This is a genomic window from Streptomyces flaveus, from assembly GCF_014647675.1.
Taxonomy (GTDB): domain Bacteria; phylum Actinomycetota; class Actinomycetes; order Streptomycetales; family Streptomycetaceae; genus Streptomyces; species Streptomyces flaveus.
Window position 1 is genome coordinate 364,777 of sequence record NZ_BMPQ01000003.1, and the last position, 15,222, is coordinate 379,998.

A 15,222-nucleotide genomic window follows, 5' to 3' on the forward strand; every position below is an offset into this window, starting at 1 on the left:
GTCACCCCCCACCCCCTGGCGGGGGCCCGGGGGCGCAGCCCCCAGTTTCGGGAAGGGGCGGGCCTGGGGAAAGAAAACCCTCCCCCACCCACCGCAACTCAGAAGGCCGGCCTCTCCGGATCCAGCCGAGCCAAACCCTCCCCAGAAGACGACGGCGAGGCGAAGTGGCGGCGAGGGATGCGGCCGGCAAGGCGAGCCAACCGCCCCGCCTCCACCGCGTGCTTCATGGCCTCAGCCATCAGCACCGGCTCCTGCGCCCGAGTCACGGCAGACGCGAGCATCACACCGGCGCACCCCAGCTCCATGGCAAGGGCGGCATCGGACGCCGTACCGGCCCCCGCGTCCAAAATGACCGGCACGCGCGCGTGCTCGACGATCAGCTGGAAGTTGTGCGGGTTTCGGATCCCGAGCCCGGACCCGATGGGCGACCCGAGCGGCATGATCGCGGCGCAGCCCACGTCCTCCAGCTTTCGTGCGAGTACAGGGTCGTCGTTCGTGTACGGCAGGACTGTGAAGCCGTCGTCGACGAGGGTCTCGGCCGCGTCGAGCAGCTCGATCGGATCGGGCAGCAGCGTGCGCTCGTCGGCGATGACCTCCAGCTTCACCAGCGAGGTACCAAGTGCTTCGCGAGCGAGCCGGGCCGTCAGGACGGCCTCCCCGGCGGTGTAGCAGCCGGCCGTGTTCGGCAGGACACGGATGCCGAGCCGGTCGAGCACGGAGAGCACCGAACCGTGCACGGAAGCGTTTACGCGCCGCATCGCGACCGTCGTCAGCTCCGTGCCGGACGCGACGAGCGAGCGCTCCAGCACGTCGAGGCTGGGCGCGCCGCCGGTGCCCATGATGAGGCGGGACGTGAGGGACGTACCGCCGATGAGGAACGGGTCGTCGGCCATGGGTCAGCCTCCTTGGACGGCGGTGAGGACCTCGACGCGGTCTCCCTCGGAGAGGGATGTGTTCGGCCACTGCGCGCGCGGGACGACGGTTTCGTTGAGCGCGGCGGCGACCCCGGAGGGCGCCGCGGTGAGGGTGGCGACCAGCGTGTCGAGGGCGGTGCCGGCGGCGATCTCCTGTCGCTCACCGTTGACGAAGACGTTCATACGGGCTGCTCCGTGCGGGCCGTACTGAAGCGCTTGGGCGTGAACGGGCGGGCCTCCTCCGGGAGTTCGCCGGTGGTCAGCAGGTGAGCCATGGCGTCGCCCGTGACGGGGGTGAGCAGGACGCCGTTGCGGTAGTGACCGGTGGCCAGGAGCAGGCCGTCCAGTTCCGTCGGGCCGAGCAGGGGCGCGTTGTCGGGGGAGCCGGGGCGCAGTCCCGCGCGGGTCTCGGTGAGCGGGAGTTCGGTGATGCCGGGGATCAGTTCGTGGGCGTCGCGCAGCAGTTCGTACACGCCGCCCGCGGTCACCGTCGTGTCCCAGCCCTGTTCCTCGCTGGTCGCGCCGACGACCAGTTCGCCGTTCTCGCGTGGCACCAGGTACACATGGCTGCCCCGGACGACGGCACGCACGGTGCGGCTAAGGAACGGCGCGTACCGCTTCGGCACGGTCAGCCGCAGCACCTGGCCCTTCACCGGCCGTACGGGCGGCAGCACGGCGTCGGGAACGCCCGCGAGCCGCCCGCTGAGGCTGCCCGCGGCGAGGACGACCCGGTCCGCGGTCAGTTCGGTGCCCTCGGTGGTGACGACTCCGGCGGCCCGGTCACCTGCGACGCTGAGCCGCTCCGCCCAGACCCGGTGGAAGACCACCCCGGCCCGCTCGCACGCCGTGACCAGCGCCTTGGCGAGCCGCCGCGGATCGATCTGGTGATCGCCGTCGACTCTGAGCCCCCCGCGCACGCCCGGCGCGAGCATCGGCTCCAGGCGCCGGCACTCGCGCCCGCTCAGCCACTCCGACTCCAGGCCCGACCGGGCTTGCAGGGCGTGCAGTTCGCGCAGATGGGCGCGGTCGTCGGCGTCCAGCGCGACGGCGAGCGCGCCGCACCGGCGGTAGCCGAGGTCCACGCCCGTCGCCTCGGTGAGCTCGGTGGCGAACTCCGGGTAGCGCCGGGCGGAGGCCAGGTTCAGGCCGAGCAGGGTCTGCTCGCCGTAGTGGAGTTCGGTGACGGGGGCCAGCATCCCGGCGGCCACCTGGGCCGCTCCGCCGCCGGGTTCGGGGTCCACGAGTGCGGTGGCGAATCCGCGTTGTGCGGCCCGCCAGGCGGTCACCAGGCCGATGACTCCGCCCCCGACGACCAGGACGTCGGATGTGCTTGACGACGCGTGCGATGCGATTGATGTACGCGACATGGGCGTCCAGCCCCTCCCTTCGCCGGCATGACCCGGATCAGGTTCGTACGGTCGGAGGCCGTCCCAGCCTCCCTCTCAGCCCGGTGCGTCCGGACTCCCGCGAGTGCTCTACGTTGGCCACCCTAACTCTTCGTGTCACACCTCAGTAAGGGAGCCGTACGGCATGGCCCGCTCGCTCAATGGTCTCGTCCTAGCCCCGGTCGAGGACCAGGCCCCAGGCCAGGTGGGCACGCGCACCCGCTTCACGTACCACGAGAAGGACGGGGAGATCTGGGCCGAGTACTCGGGCGGCGACGTCGTACGCGGCCACCTCGTGGGTACGCGTGAGGGTGACCGCCTCGACTTCCGGTACGTGCAGCTGAAGCGGGACGGGAGCACCTCCTCGGGGCACTGTGTGTCCCGGGTGGTCGAGCTGGCCGACGGGCGGCTGCGCCTGGAGGAGACCTGGGAGTGGGAGTCGCAGGCGGGCAGCGGGACGAGCGTGGTGGAGCAGCTCGCCGACGACCGCTGACGGCGGTGCGGGACGATCGATGGTTGTGCAACACGTCACTGATCGCACCCGCTGACTGACAAAACGTCAGTGTCTATGGTGATCCGGTGGACGAGCAGACGCGGGAACGGAGCCGGCCGGCGCGACGACGTGTCGTGATCGTCGGCGCGGGCATGGCCGGCGTGCAGACCGCGGTCGTCCTGCGGGAACAGAGCTTCACCGGCACCGTGACGCTGATCGGCGCGGAGCCGCATCAGCCGTACGACCGCCCGCCGCTCTCCAAGGCCGTCCTGCTCGGCAAGGCCGAGGACTCCGCCTTCGACGTCGACTTCGAGGCGCTGGGCGTCGAGTTGCGCCTGGGACTCGAGGTGACCGGCGTACGCCCCCTCGATCACGAACTCGACACGGCCACGGGGCCCGTTCCGTACGACGTCCTGGTCGTCGCCACAGGCGCGGAACCGATGCGGCTGCCGGGCGCGGAGGGCGTACCGGGCGTGCATCTGCTGCGCACCCTGGACGACGCCGAGCGGCTGCGGCCCGTACTCGCCCGCCAGCACGACATCGTGGTCGTCGGCGCGGGCTGGATCGGTGCCGAGTTCGCCACGGCGGCGCGGGAGGCCGGGTGCGCGGTGACCGTCGTCGAGGCCGCCGGCCGGCCGCTCGCCGGAGCGCTGCCCGCCGAGGTGGCCGCCCCCATGGCCGCCTGGTATGCGGACAGCGGCGCCTCGTTGCGCACCCACGCGCGCGTGGAGCGCATCGAACCCGGCGTGGTGGTGCTGGACGACGGCTCACGGCTGCCCGCGGGGGCCGTCGTCGTGGGCATCGGGGCGCGGCCCGCCACCGCCTGGCTGACCGGGTCGGGAATCGAGCTCGGCGCCCAGCGCGAGGTGGTCGCGGACGACCACCTGCGTACCTCTGTCCCGGACGTGTACGCGGTCGGCGACTGCGCCTCCTTCCCTTCACGAAGGTATGGCGAGCGTCTTCTGGTCCACCACTGGGACAACGCCCTCCAGGGGCCCCGTACGGTCGCGGCGAACATCATCGGTGAGACGCCCGCCGCGTACGACCCCGTGCCGTACTTCTGGTCCGAGCAGTTCGGCCGCTTCGTCCAGTACGCGGGTCACCACGCGCGCGCGGACGCCACGATCTGGCGCGGCGACCCGACGGGCCCGGCCTGGTCGGTGTGCTGGCTCCGGGAGAGCCGGCTGGTCGCCGTGCTCGCGGTAGGAAGGCCCCGGGACCTGGCGCAGGGACGCAAGCTGATCGAGGCCGGCGCCCCGATGAATCCGGACCTGCTGTCGGACCCGTCCCGGCCCCTGAAATCGGCCACTGCGTAGGTTGCCGGGGTCCGGCGAACGGCCCAGGCGGGGCGGCCACGACTTCCGACTGTCAGTCCGGGATGGCACGCTTGATCCCGTGACCGAGATTGACGCAAAAATCGATGCTCTCGTCCCCGCCTGGCTCACCCTCCCCGACATCGCCGAACAGCTCGGCGTCGAGGTGACCCGTGTGCGGCAGCTGGTCAAGGAGGGCCAGCTCATCGCCGTACGCCGTGGTGAGAACCGAGCGCTGCACGTCCCCGCCGCCTTCATCGACGGGGACAAGGTCGTCAAGGGCCTGTCCGGCACCCTGACGCTCCTGAGGGACGACGGCTTCTCCGACGAAGAGATGCTGGAGTGGCTCTTCACCCCCGACCCGAGCCTGCCCGGCACCCCCGCGCAGGCCCTCAGCGAAAACCGCGGTACGGAGGTGAAGCGCCGAGCCCAGGCGCTCGCCGTCTGACCTGAACACACCGTCCCGGCGTACGGGTCGTGCCCCGCACGGCAGGGTCCGTACGCCACCGACAACGGGGGATTTCCGCATGCCCGAAGCCACCGCACGCGCACAGCTCGCCGACGCCCGGGTCTACCTCTGCACGGACGCCCGGAAGCGCCAGGGCGACCTCGCCGAGTTCCTGGACGCGGTCCTCGCGGGCGGTGTCGACATAGTGCAGCTGCGCGACAAGGGCATGGAGGCCGCCGAGGAGCTGGAGCACCTCCGGGTGTTCGCCGACGCCTGCGCGCGGCACGGCAGGCTGCTCGCTGTGAACGACCGCGCCGATGTCGCCCACACGGCAGGCGCCGACGTGCTGCACCTGGGCCAGGGTGACCTGCCCGTCCCCGCCGCCCGCGCGATCCTCGGCGACGAGATCCTGATCGGCCGCTCCACGCACGCCGAGCCGGAGGCGGCAGCCGCCGCGGTCCAGGACGGCGTGGACTACTTCTGTACGGGCCCCTGCTGGCCTACGCCCACCAAGCCGGGCCGCCATGCGCCTGGCCTGGACCTCGTCCGGTACACGGCCGCGCTCGGCACCGACCGTCCCTGGTTCGCCATCGGCGGCATCGACCTCGGCAACCTCGACGAGGTGCTCGAAGCGGGCGCCCGCCGCGTCGTCGTCGTACGGGCGATCACGGAGGCCGACGATCCGGGCGCGGCGGCCCGGGAGTTCGCGAAACGATTGCGTCACGGTTAGTCGTCCGGGGCATGGACAATTGGCCGACAAACCGGGCAACTTTCATCGTCTGGTTGGGGGACCGCCAGCCCCTGACTAACCTGCGGGTATGGCCCTAGGATCTGCGTCCACCAGGACTGACCGCGCACGCACTGTGCGTGACATGCTCGCCACCGGCAAGACGACGTACTCGTTCGAGTTCTCGGCGCCGAAGACCCCGAAGGGCGAGCGGAACCTGTGGAACGCGCTCCGCCGGGTCGAGGCCGTCGCTCCGGACTTCGTGTCGGTGACGTACGGCGCGGGCGGCTCGACCCGCGCCGGCACGGTGAAGGAGACCGAGCAGATCGTCGCGGACACGACGCTCACCCCGGTCGCCCACCTCACCGCGGTCAACCACTCCATCGCCGAACTGCGCAACATCATCGGCCAGTACGCGGACGCCGGGATCCGCAACATGCTCGCCGTGCGCGGCGACCCGCCCGGCGACCCCATGGGCGACTGGATCCCGCATCCCCGGGGCCTGACCTACGCAGCCGAACTCGTCCGACTCATCAAGGAGTCGGGCGACTTCTGCGTGGGCGTCGCGGCCTTCCCCGAGATGCATCCGCGCTCCGCCGACTGGGACATGGACGTCGCGCACTTTGTCAACAAATGCCGGGCCGGCGCCGACTACGCGATCACGCAGATGTTCTTCCATCCCGAGTCGTACCTGCGGCTACGTGACCGAGTCGACGCGGCCGGCTGCGAGACCCCGGTCATCCCCGAGGTCATGCCCGTGACCAGCGTGAAGATGCTGGAGCGGCTCCCGAAGCTCAGCAACGCCTCGTTCCCGGACGTCCTGAAAGAGCGGATCCTCAACTCCAAGGACGATCCGGCGGCTGTACGCTCCATTGGAATCGAGTTCGCTACGGAGTTCTGCGCGAGGCTGCTGGCCGAGGGAGTCCCCGGACTGCACTTCATCACGTTGAACAACTCCACCGCGACGCTGGAAATCTACGAGAATCTGGGACTGCACCACCCGCAGCAGGCCTAGACCGGACGCATCCTCGTACGACACACTGCGTAACGGCCACTGGGAGAGGGGCGTACATGGGCTGGACGGTCCTCTACATCGCGTTCGGCATTGTCGCGCTGTGGCTGCTCGGCGAGGTGCTGCTGCAGTACAAGGCACGGCTGCGCTGGCGGCTGCTGGCCTTCGCGGGCTTCCTCGGCGTGGTGCTCGGCGTACTCATCCCGTCCGTGCCGGTCATCGGCCTGGGCGCCGCCGCCTTCGCGGTCGGGCAGACGTACGTCACGCTGTCGTTCCGCCGCGGCTTCGCGGCCGGCTGGGCCGTCGCCGGCCGCCCGGGCGCCAGCAAGCGCCGCCGCGGCGAGCCGGACCGCGATCCGACGCTCGAGGTCTCCGACCTTCAGGCGGCGGACAACGGAATGCGCCCGCGGGACAACTTCGGCCAGGGCGACGACCTTTACGGGCGCGATGACTCCGTCTTCGGGCAGCGGTCCGACTTCGGACAGTCCGTCGAGACGGCGGCCGAGTCCACCGCCGTCTACGAGCCGCAGCCCCTGCCCGACGACACGGGCAACTACGGCGTCTACAGCGACAGCGCCTACGCCGCGGCCACCGACCCGTCCTACGCCGCGTCCGCCCAGTCCCCGGACACCGGCCAGAACTACGGGTACGACGGCTATTCCGGCTACGACCAGCAGCAGTACGGCCACGACACAGGCCAGCAGCAGTACGCCGCCTACTCCGACCCGTACCTCGGCACGCAGTCGTACGAGGGCGCCTCGTACGACTCCTCCTACGACGCCTCGCAGCAGCAGTACGGGCAGCAGGGCTACGCCCAGGACCAGTACGCAGGCGGGGGCGGGGGCTACGGCGGCGAGACCCCGCCGGGCGGCGTCTGGGTACCGCAGCAGCGCTCCGACGATGCGTACGGCGGCGAACTCCCGCCGGAGCAGCAGCAGTATCCGTACGAGGGCAACGGGAATGGGAACGGGAACGGCAGCGGCAGCGGGTACGACGAGCAGTACCGGTTCTGACAACCCGTACTGACAACCAACCGGGTCGGGCCTTATTGCGAGCCTTTGAAGTCCGGTCCCTCCACGATCAGTCCCGCGACCAGCGCTCCCGACATGCCCGCGTGCGGCAGTCCACCGCCGGGGTGTGCCCAGCCGCCGACCGTGAACAGACCCGGAAGACGAGTGCTGTTGGACGGATGCAGCAGACGTCCGCCTGCGGCGGCCAGCGCCGGTGCCGGAACCGCGCCGCCGTCCGCGCCCGTCGCCTCCGCGACGTCCGCCGGGGTGCGGACCTCGTGCCAGAGGAGGCGGTCGCGCAGGCCTGGTATCGCGCGCTCGGCGGTGGTGAGAACGCCTTTGACGTCATCCTCGGTCGGCTCCAGGCCTGACGGCACCGTGACGCTCAGTGTGACCGCTTCGTGGTCGTCGTCCGGCACCAGCGCGGGATCGCCGGGGCGCAGCACGGTCAGGGTGGGCGCGGCCGGGAGCCCAGGGCCCGCAGGAGCCGTACGGCCGGGTCGGTCGCCGAACAACGAGTGCAGCTCCGCCTCGCGATCCGCCGCGTGCACCACCGTCCGATGAGCCACCCCCTCCGGCCGCCCGCCGCGCAGCGCCAGGTGAACCGTCAGGCGGCTCGGCAGCCCCCGCTGAGGCGGCACTTCGCCTTCACCGTGCAGCGCGATCCCGGAGGCCAGCCGGTCCAGCACTCCGGGCGCCACGCCCGCGACCACGAAGTCCGCCTCTTCGAGGGTGCCGTCGGCCAGCTCCAGGCCCGCCGCCCGGCCGTCCTTCTCGACGATCCGCTCGACGGCCGTATCGAAGTGGAACTCGACCCGCCGAGCCAGGCACCGCTCGTACGCCGCCCGCGCCAACTCCCGTATCCCACCGCGCACATACCAGGTGCCGAAGGCGTGCTCCATGTACGGCAGCACGGTCGCGGCGGCCGGAGCGACGCGCGGGTCGAGGCCGTACGCGAGGGCGTGGCTCTCCAAGAGGGCCGCGAGCCGCGGGTCACCCAACTCCCAGGCACCGACCTCCGCGAGCGTCGTCGCCGTCCGGGTGCGCAGCAGACGCCGCTGCTTGACGGGCGGATAGGGCTCACGCTCGGCGAGAACCCGCCAGTTGGGCCACAGGGGCTCTTCGAGCAGCGGTCGGCGCGTACGGTCCCAGGCCTCGCGTGCCCGCACCAGGAGATCGCCCCACCGCTCTCCCGCGCCCGCACCGAGGGCCGCTTCCAGGGCCGAGACGACTCCCGCGCGCGAGGCGTTCGGCAGCGAGACCTCCGTGCCGTCCGCGAAGACGTGGCGCGAGGCCGGGGCCACCTGGACCAGGTCGACGCACTTCTCCAGGGGCTCCTTGCCGGTCTTGACGAACAGATCGCGGTAGACCGCGGGCAGCGGCAGCAGCCCCGGGCCCGTGTCGAAGACGAAGCCGTCGCGCTCGACGACGCCCACCGATCCGCCGTACGTCGCCGCGCGCTCGTACACCACCACCCGGTGGCCCGCGACGGCCAGCCGGGCGGCGGCCGCCAGCGCGCCCATCCCGGCGCCGATCACCGCAATTCGTGCCATGCCAGGGACTGTATCGGCCACCACTGACAATCCGGCCGCCACGGTCGGACTGCCACCGCCTCGCAGGTGGCGGTCCCCGATTCCCGTCGGGGGAGTACCCGGGGAGTAGCGGCGCGGACGCGATCGTAACCAGTCGGCAACGGTGCGTCCTGGGTGTGAGTGCGCAGGTCTGAGTATCCGTACCTAGTAAGTGAGTTGAGTACGCGCGCGGATGGGGCACGACCTGCGCGAACGAAAGAGTGGGGGCACGGAAAGGGGCGCGGCTCCGGTACCGCCGACACGGGGCGGCGGAACGGTGCAGCGCCCTTGGCCGCTCCTTCCGCCGAGAAGTCGGCGGGAGCGAGGCACGGGGGACCGGGGGAGACCGAACGGGGGGAAGCAACGGGGGACTACGGGGGAGCAAGAAGGGGCGCCGGTCCGGCGTGGCCCGCGGGGGACGCGGCCACCTCGGGCCGGCGCTCTCTTTTCGGCCCCTGTGCACTTCAGCGGTTGCCGCTCACCCGCCCCTGAAGCAGCCTCGACAGCGCCGCGTGGACGTCGTCCAGGGAGCGCTCCGGCTGGAAGGCCTGCCAGTCCAGGGCAGCCACCAGCACCATGCCCACCAGGGCCGCCGCCGTCAGGGGAATGTCGATCTCCTCGCTCAGCTCGCCGTTCGCGATGCCGTCGCGCAGAACTCCCTCGACCACCGCGACGGCCTCCTGCCTGACCACCATCAGGGTGGACTGCCAGGCCCGGTTCGTACGCCACAACTCCGCCACGTACAGCTGGGTGAAGGCCGGATAGCGATCGATGAAGACGAGCCCCGCCCGGATCATCGCGTCCAGCGCGTCGACCTTGCTGCCGCCGTCCTGAGCGGTTTTCTCGGCCGCCTCCCGGAGGGAGGTGGTGAGGAGTCGCACACCGTGCCGGAGCAGCTCTTCGAAGAGGACGGATTTGCTCGCGAAGTTGTAGTAGACGGTGCCCTTCGCGACCCCGGCGCGCTCGGCGATCTCGTCCACGGTGGTGGCCGAGAAGCCCTGCTCCGCGATGAGCGTCACGGCCGCCTCGTAGAGCTTCTGCCGGGTCAGTTGTCTCCGGCTGCTGCCGCTGTCCACGGCCCTGCTGCTTTCCATGGCCCTGATTGTCACAGGCTCAGCTCCGGGTGCAGCCGGTCCAGGGTCCACACCTGCTTGCGGCGCGCGGCAACGGCGGTGAGCGCGAGGGCGCCCGCGGTGAACGCCGTGAGGACCACGCATGCCTGCCAGACCGGGCCGAGGCCGCCGCCCGTGATGAGCCTCCTGAGGGCGTCGACGACGTAAGTCATCGGCAAGAAGGGGTGGATCGCGTTGAAGAAGGCCGGACTGGTCTGCACGGGGTACGTGCCGCCTGCCGACGTCAGTTGCAGCATCAGGAAGGCGAGGACGAGGATCCGGCCCGCTGCTCCGAAGCGCGCGTTCAGCCACTGCACGATCGCCGCGAAGCACGCCGTCACCAGGCAGAGGAACCCCACCGTCCCGGCGGCCTGTGCCATCTGCAGGCCGAGCCCCCAGTGCAGTACGGCCATCAGCGTGGCCGTCTGGAGCACGCCCAGGGCGGCCACCGGCAGCCAGCCCGCGAGCGCGATGCGCCAGGCGGAGGCGCCCGTCGCGAGAGCGCGCCGGTTGAGCGGCTGGATCACCATGTAGGCCACCATCGCGCCCACCCACAAGGAGAGCGGGATGAAGTACGGGGCGAAACCGGTGCCGTAATTGGGTGCCTTGTGCAGGTCCTTCGAAGCGAGCCGCACCGGGTCCGCCATCACTTCGGTGCGTTGGTCGCGGTCCTTCTTGTCGTAGTCGGGGATCTTTCCGGCGCCGTCGTGCAGTCCGCCGGCGAGCTTCCCGGAGCCGTCGACGAGCTTGAACATGCCTCCTTCGAGGTCGATCGCCCCCGTCTTGAGGGCACCGATGCCGGTGTCGAGGTCGGCAGCGCCGGTCTTGGCCGTGCCGAGCCCGGTGTGCAGGGTCTTCGCCCCCTTGGCGACCTGTCCGGCTCCCTTGTCGAGTTCGTTGATCTTGGAGACGGCGGTGGCGAGGTCCTCGGAGAGGTGCGGCGAGCGGTCGGCAAGTGCCTGGGCCTGCTTCTGGAGGGTGGCCAGGTGCTGGTCCAGCGCGTCCAGATCGCCGTCCTGACCGGCCACCAGCGTGTTGACGTCGTCGGCGACCTTCGCCACGTCCGCGGCCGCGTCCTTCGCCTCCTTCAGCTGCGGGCAGGCGGCGTCGGGCAGCGGCGCGGTCTCGCAGCGCGCCTTGTAGACGTCGTTCAGCGTGTCGGAGGCCGTGCGGGCCGACTTGGCGGCGGTCGGGGCGGTCTTCGCCAGTGTGTCGAGGTTGCGGCGGATGGCCGCGGCGGAGTCCGCGACGAGCTGTGCCGTGTCGCCGATCTCCTTCTCGTTGCCCTTCAGGAAGGGGCCCACCTTGTCCGCGACGCCGTTGACCCTGTCGGCCAACGCCCGTGTCCCCTCCGAGACCTGCCGCGAGCCCCTCTCCAGGTCGCCCGCGCCCTTGTCGAGCTTCTTCAGGCCCGTGGAGAGCTTGCCGCTGCCCTTCTTGGCGTCCTTCAGACCGTCGGCGAGATCCTTCGAGCCCTTCTTGGCCTTCCCGATCCCGCCCTTCAGCTGATCGGCTCCCTTGGCGGCCTTCACGGTCTGACCGTGGATGTCCGAGAACGAGATGAAGATCCTGTCGAGGAACGACCGCGACGTCTTCGTGGACGCCGCCGTCCGCACCTCGCCGAAGACCGTCCTGGAGACCTGCCCGACGATGTAGTTGTTCGCGTCGTTCGTACGCACCTGGAGGGCGCCCGTCTCCGGGGAGTCGCCCGAACTGGAGGCGATCCGCTCACTGAAGTCGGAGGGCATCGTCAGCGACAGGTAGTACGTGCCGTTCTCGACGCCCTTGCGCGCCTCGGCGGCGCTGACCTCATGCCACTCGAAGGTGTCGCTCTTGTGCAAGCCCCTGGTGATGTCGTCGCCCGCCGCGATCTTCCCGCCGTCCGCCGTCACCCCCTTGTCGTCGTTCACGAGAGCCACGGGGATGCGGTCGAGACGGCCGTACGGGTCCCAGAACGACCACAGGTACAGGGCGCCGTACAGCAGCGGCAGCAACAGGAGCGCGGCCATGGCCGCGCGCGGGAGCCTCCCCCTGCCGAACCGCCTGAGCTCAAGCGCGGCCAGCTTCGGCGAGCGCATCCGCCGCCTCCTTGTCTTCTTCGACGTCTTCTTCGGCTTCCTCGTGGGTGGGCTCGTCGGCGGACCCGGCGGACACCGCGACGGCATCCTCGGGTGCTTCCCTGCACACCGCGAGCACGGTCGTCCCCGCCTCGGTGAGCGAGCGCAACAGCGCCCAGACCTCGGCCCGTTCGGGCTCCGAGAGCTTCAGGTCGGTGTCGTCGACGCCGAGGAGCCGCGGACGGCCGATCAGGGCCAGCGCCACGGAGAGCCGCAGCGCCTCGACCCGCTCCAGGTCGCGTACGGCAGTCCGGGAGCCCTTGGGCAGCGCCTCCCGGTCCAGCCCGGCGGCGCTCAGCGCGGCGTCGATCCGCAGCCGAGCCTCCGCCGCCCGCTCGCTGCGGGGCCGCAGCAGCCCCCGCACCGAACCGCCGAACCGCCGCTGGAGCAGTGCCCGTTCGCGCAGGTGCTCGCCGACGGTCAGGGCGGGGTCGAGGTCGGTGACCCCGGGCACATGGGCGAGCGCGCTGATCCGGCGGACGGCCGCCATCTGCTTCGGCAGGCGGAACGGTCCGACCGTCGTGTGCCCCTCGGTGGGCTTCATGCGTCCGGTGAGCGCGAGCAGCAGGCATGTACGCCCCGAGCCCGACGGCCCCGCGATCGCGATCAGTGAACCGGGCTCCGCGTCGAGGCCCACCCCGCGGAACGCCCAGCCGCGAGGGCCCCTGAGCCCGAAGTCCTCAGCCGTGACGCGGAGACCACGCGGTCCGTCCACAACTTCCCCCACCACTTCCCCCAACCCACGAGGAATTAAACTGACTGGTCAGTGCAAAATCTAACCCGAACGCTCGATCGAAGCAAAACCCCAGGTCAGAACGCATTGTCAGTGGCATACCTCACGATGGGCACATACGGCCACTGCGCCGTCACACAGACGACAGGAGGTTCGTCATGGCCAGCTATCACGCAGCCGCCGCCCGCCGGCGCCGCGCCACCGGCCCTGCCCCCTCACTGACCGGACCGGCGAGCGACGTACACCCCGTGCTCCGCCGGGCCACGGCCCCGCCCGCCGCCCTCGACCTGCTCGCCCAGGCCCGCGCCGGACTCGACGAGGCGGCCCTGCTGGAAACGCCCAACGAGCGCTACGCGACGGCCCATCTCGCGGCCCTGCGCACCGCCGCCGCGGTGCTCGCCGCCCGGGGCCGCCCGGAGTCCACCCCGAGGCGCCGGGCGAAGATCCGGAGTGCTTGGGAAGTGCTCCCCGAGATCGCGCCCGAACTCGCCGAGTGGAGCGCGCTGTTCGCCTCCGGCGCCCGCCGCCGTGCCCGCGCGGAGGCAGGCATACAGGGCGCGGCCAGCAGCCGCGACGCCGACGACCTGCTGCGCGACGTGGCCATGTTCCTGCGCCTCGTCGAGCGCATGCTCGTCCTGCAGCCCGTCCTGCCCCAGCCACAGCAGGACGTCGACCAGGAGGAGCCAGACGTACCGGAGGTACCGGATGCGGGATGAACGGTGCGGGAGACCGATGAGCGAGGCCGCGTCTGCCCGGAGCCGGCGAGGTACGGTCGTCCGCCGCGCGAGACGGAGGGCCGGGGACGGGGCCGGAGGCAATAGGGTTGGCAGCGCCTGCGCCTTCCCCTGGCCGCACAGGTCCGGGGAAGGCATCCCGATCGCTCCGCCATAGCCGAGGCGGCGCCGCGCCGAGGAGTCAACTGCCGTGTCGGACCCGTCGCGCCCCCGCGCTTCTCTCCGTACCGCCGTGGTCTGGGACGTCCTGAAGGACGCCCTCGACCGCCGGGTCAAGGCCACCGGCCGGGAGTCGCTCGACGTGCTCGACACGGGAGGCGGCAGCGGCAGGTTCGCGGTGCCCGCCGCCCGACTCGGCCACCGCGTCACCGTCGTGGACCCCAGCCCGAACGCGCTGTTCGCGCTGGAGCGCCGGGCCGCCGAGGCCGATGTCGCCGACCGGGTCCAGGGCGTCCAGGGCGACGCCCACGGCCTCTTCGACGTCGTAGAGCGCGGCGGCTACGACGTGGTGCTGTGCCACGGCGTGCTCGAGTACATGGACGACCCCGCCGAGGGCGTCGCCAACGCCGTGGCCGCGCTGCGCCCCGAGGGAGTCCTCAGCCTGCTCGCCTCGGGCCTCGGCGGCGCGGTGCTCGCGCGCGCCCTCGCCGGGCACTTCACCGAGGCCCGGCAAGCACTCAGCGACCCGGACGGCCGCTGGGGCGAGGGCGATCCCGTTCCTCGGCGCTTCACCGCCGAACAGCTCACCGCTCTCGTCGAGGGCGCCGGTCTGCGCGTCGGCGCCGTGCACGGCGTACGGGTCTTCGCGGACCTCGTCCCCGGAGTCCTCGTGGACACCGAGCCGGGAGCCCTGGACGCCCTGCTCAAGCTGGAGGCCGCGGCGGCTGAGCTGCCAGCCTTCCACTCCGTGGCGACCCAGCTCCACGTGCTCGGCGAGACCAGGGAAGCCGCCGAGGCCTGAGCCGGCTCCCGTGCCCCCGTCGCTGATCAGGAGCTCGGCGGCAGATGGAGTACGCCACAGCGCCCCCGATCGCGCGCTCGGAGCCGTATGATCGGAGGAGACCGTCCGGCATGACGGGCCGGTCGCTGGGGAATGCACGCTTCAGTGAACCGGAGTGCCATGGCGGAATCCGGTTGGCTAATTGGCGTAGAGGGGCGGGTTTCACGGGGGCGATTCCCTGCCTATCCTGAAGGGGACCCCCGGTCGCCCCGGCGACTGCACGATGAGGAGGACTCCGTGCCGCTCTCGGAGCACGAGCAGCGAATGCTCGAGCAGATGGAGCGAGCGCTGTACGCCGAAGATCCCAAGTTCGCGACAGCGCTTGAGGGAAGCGGGCTGCGTACGTACACCCGGAAACGGGTTTACCAGGCGGTCGTTGGCTTCCTGGTTGGTATCGCGCTCCTCATGGCCGGAATGGTCGCACAGCAGATTTGGGTCAGCGTGGTGGGATTCCTCGTCATGCTGGGCTGCGCGGTGCTCGCCGTCACCGGTTGGCGCAAAGCCCCCAAGCCGGGCGAGCAGCCCGCCGCGGGTGCCGGTGCGCCGGGCGCTCCGCAAGCCCGCCGTCAGGGCCGGCAGCGGCGCTCCATGATGGACCGCATCGAAGAGCGCTGGCAGCGGCGCCGCGACGAACAAGGCCATTAGCCCCCGGG

At 71.3% G+C, this 15,222-nt stretch carries 16 protein-coding genes and 1 riboswitch; of the genes, 9 read left to right on the forward strand and 7 right to left on the reverse strand.

Translation table 11 applies throughout. The features are described 5' to 3' along the window. Positions 1-98 precede the first annotated feature (98 nt). The 3 genes from IEZ21_RS08380 to thiO all read right to left on the reverse strand — a co-directional run bounded on the left by IEZ21_RS08380 (position 99) and on the right by thiO (position 2,281). Complete coding sequence (locus IEZ21_RS08380; protein ID WP_189321219.1) at positions 99-893, reverse strand: thiazole synthase; 795 nt, start codon at positions 891-893, stop codon at positions 99-101. Between the two features lie 3 nt (positions 894-896). Next, positions 897-1,097: a sulfur carrier protein ThiS gene (thiS, locus tag IEZ21_RS08385; protein WP_189321220.1), complete on the reverse strand. Its 201-nt coding sequence runs from the start codon at positions 1,095-1,097 to the stop codon at positions 897-899. Then, positions 1,094-2,281 (reverse strand): glycine oxidase ThiO, encoded by a 1,188-nt coding sequence (thiO, locus tag IEZ21_RS08390; protein ID WP_189321221.1) that lies wholly within the window; start codon positions 2,279-2,281, stop codon positions 1,094-1,096. The genes thiS and thiO overlap by 4 nt, the downstream gene beginning before the upstream one ends. Then, positions 2,279-2,392, reverse strand: a riboswitch (TPP riboswitch). It overlaps the preceding gene by 3 nt. A 52-nt stretch (positions 2,393-2,444) precedes the next feature. Here thiO and IEZ21_RS08395 point away from each other — a divergent pair. The 6 genes from IEZ21_RS08395 to IEZ21_RS08420 all read left to right on the forward strand — a co-directional run bounded on the left by IEZ21_RS08395 (position 2,445) and on the right by IEZ21_RS08420 (position 7,305). Beyond that, complete coding sequence (locus IEZ21_RS08395) at positions 2,445-2,792, forward strand: avidin-fold protein (RefSeq protein WP_189321222.1); 348 nt, start codon at positions 2,445-2,447, stop codon at positions 2,790-2,792. 86 nt (positions 2,793-2,878) lie between these two features. Then, the gene (locus IEZ21_RS08400; RefSeq protein WP_189321223.1) at positions 2,879-4,108 is read left to right on the forward strand and encodes an NAD(P)/FAD-dependent oxidoreductase; all 1,230 of its coding nucleotides are present in this window, start codon (positions 2,879-2,881) and stop codon (positions 4,106-4,108) included. A 79-nt stretch (positions 4,109-4,187) separates the two neighbouring features. After that, complete coding sequence (locus tag IEZ21_RS08405; protein WP_033327430.1) at positions 4,188-4,553, forward strand: Rv2175c family DNA-binding protein; 366 nt, start codon at positions 4,188-4,190, stop codon at positions 4,551-4,553. Positions 4,554-4,632: 79 nt separating this feature from the next. After that, entirely contained in the window at positions 4,633-5,283 is a 651-nt protein-coding gene (gene thiE / locus IEZ21_RS08410; protein ID WP_189321224.1) for a thiamine phosphate synthase, read from the forward strand. Between the two features lie 88 nt (positions 5,284-5,371). Beyond that, positions 5,372-6,295 (forward strand): methylenetetrahydrofolate reductase [NAD(P)H], encoded by a 924-nt coding sequence (gene metF, locus IEZ21_RS08415; RefSeq protein ID WP_189321225.1) that lies wholly within the window; start codon positions 5,372-5,374, stop codon positions 6,293-6,295. Between the two features lie 56 nt (positions 6,296-6,351). After that, on the forward strand, positions 6,352-7,305 hold the full coding sequence (locus IEZ21_RS08420; RefSeq protein WP_189321226.1) for an SCO2102 family sporulation regulator: 954 nt from the start codon (positions 6,352-6,354) through the stop codon (positions 7,303-7,305). Between the two features lie 32 nt (positions 7,306-7,337). Here the strand turns inward: IEZ21_RS08420 and IEZ21_RS08425 are convergent, their stop codons facing one another. The 4 genes from IEZ21_RS08425 to IEZ21_RS08440 all read right to left on the reverse strand — a co-directional run bounded on the left by IEZ21_RS08425 (position 7,338) and on the right by IEZ21_RS08440 (position 12,817). Continuing rightward, entirely contained in the window at positions 7,338-8,855 is a 1,518-nt protein-coding gene (locus tag IEZ21_RS08425) for a phytoene desaturase family protein (RefSeq protein WP_189321227.1), read from the reverse strand. Between the two features lie 482 nt (positions 8,856-9,337). After that, positions 9,338-9,967, reverse strand: a complete 630-nt coding sequence (locus tag IEZ21_RS08430) for a TetR/AcrR family transcriptional regulator (RefSeq protein WP_189321228.1) — start codon at positions 9,965-9,967, stop codon at positions 9,338-9,340. Between the two features lie 11 nt (positions 9,968-9,978). After that, the gene (locus IEZ21_RS08435; RefSeq protein ID WP_189321229.1) at positions 9,979-12,063 is read right to left on the reverse strand and encodes a YhgE/Pip family protein; all 2,085 of its coding nucleotides are present in this window, start codon (positions 12,061-12,063) and stop codon (positions 9,979-9,981) included. Further along, entirely contained in the window at positions 12,035-12,817 is a 783-nt protein-coding gene (locus tag IEZ21_RS08440; RefSeq protein WP_189321230.1) for an ATP-binding cassette domain-containing protein, read from the reverse strand. The genes IEZ21_RS08435 and IEZ21_RS08440 overlap by 29 nt, the downstream gene beginning before the upstream one ends. A 176-nt stretch (positions 12,818-12,993) precedes the next feature. Here IEZ21_RS08440 and IEZ21_RS08445 point away from each other — a divergent pair, with 176 nt between their 5' ends. The 3 genes from IEZ21_RS08445 (at position 12,994) to IEZ21_RS08455 (ending at position 15,214) form a co-directional block, all read left to right on the forward strand. After that, entirely contained in the window at positions 12,994-13,551 is a 558-nt protein-coding gene (locus IEZ21_RS08445; RefSeq protein WP_189321231.1) for an SAV_6107 family HEPN domain-containing protein, read from the forward strand. Between the two features lie 208 nt (positions 13,552-13,759). Then, positions 13,760-14,530, forward strand: a complete 771-nt coding sequence (locus IEZ21_RS08450; protein ID WP_189321232.1) for a class I SAM-dependent methyltransferase — start codon at positions 13,760-13,762, stop codon at positions 14,528-14,530. Between the two features lie 276 nt (positions 14,531-14,806). Next, positions 14,807-15,214, forward strand: a complete 408-nt coding sequence (locus IEZ21_RS08455) for an SCO2097 family morphological protein (protein WP_033318083.1) — start codon at positions 14,807-14,809, stop codon at positions 15,212-15,214. Positions 15,215-15,222 lie beyond the last annotated feature (8 nt).

Bases quoted from the DNA above. Each gene is read 5' to 3' on its own strand.
- IEZ21_RS08380 (WP_189321219.1), bottom strand. From the start codon at position 893: ATGGCCGACGACCCGTTCCTCATCGGCGGTACGTCCCTCACGTCCCGC.
- thiS (WP_189321220.1), bottom strand. From the start codon at position 1,097: ATGAACGTCTTCGTCAACGGTGAGCGACAGGAGATCGCCGCCGGCACC.
- thiO (WP_189321221.1), bottom strand. From the start codon at position 2,281: ATGTCGCGTACATCAATCGCATCGCACGCGTCGTCAAGCACATCCGAC.
- IEZ21_RS08395 (WP_189321222.1), top strand. From the start codon at position 2,445: ATGGCCCGCTCGCTCAATGGTCTCGTCCTAGCCCCGGTCGAGGACCAG.
- thiE (WP_189321224.1), top strand. From the start codon at position 4,633: ATGCCCGAAGCCACCGCACGCGCACAGCTCGCCGACGCCCGGGTCTAC.
- metF (WP_189321225.1), top strand. From the start codon at position 5,372: ATGGCCCTAGGATCTGCGTCCACCAGGACTGACCGCGCACGCACTGTG.
- IEZ21_RS08420 (WP_189321226.1), top strand. From the start codon at position 6,352: ATGGGCTGGACGGTCCTCTACATCGCGTTCGGCATTGTCGCGCTGTGG.
- IEZ21_RS08425 (WP_189321227.1), bottom strand. From the start codon at position 8,855: ATGGCACGAATTGCGGTGATCGGCGCCGGGATGGGCGCGCTGGCGGCC.
- IEZ21_RS08430 (WP_189321228.1), bottom strand. From the start codon at position 9,967: ATGGAAAGCAGCAGGGCCGTGGACAGCGGCAGCAGCCGGAGACAACTG.
- IEZ21_RS08435 (WP_189321229.1), bottom strand. From the start codon at position 12,063: ATGCGCTCGCCGAAGCTGGCCGCGCTTGAGCTCAGGCGGTTCGGCAGG.
- IEZ21_RS08445 (WP_189321231.1), top strand. From the start codon at position 12,994: ATGGCCAGCTATCACGCAGCCGCCGCCCGCCGGCGCCGCGCCACCGGC.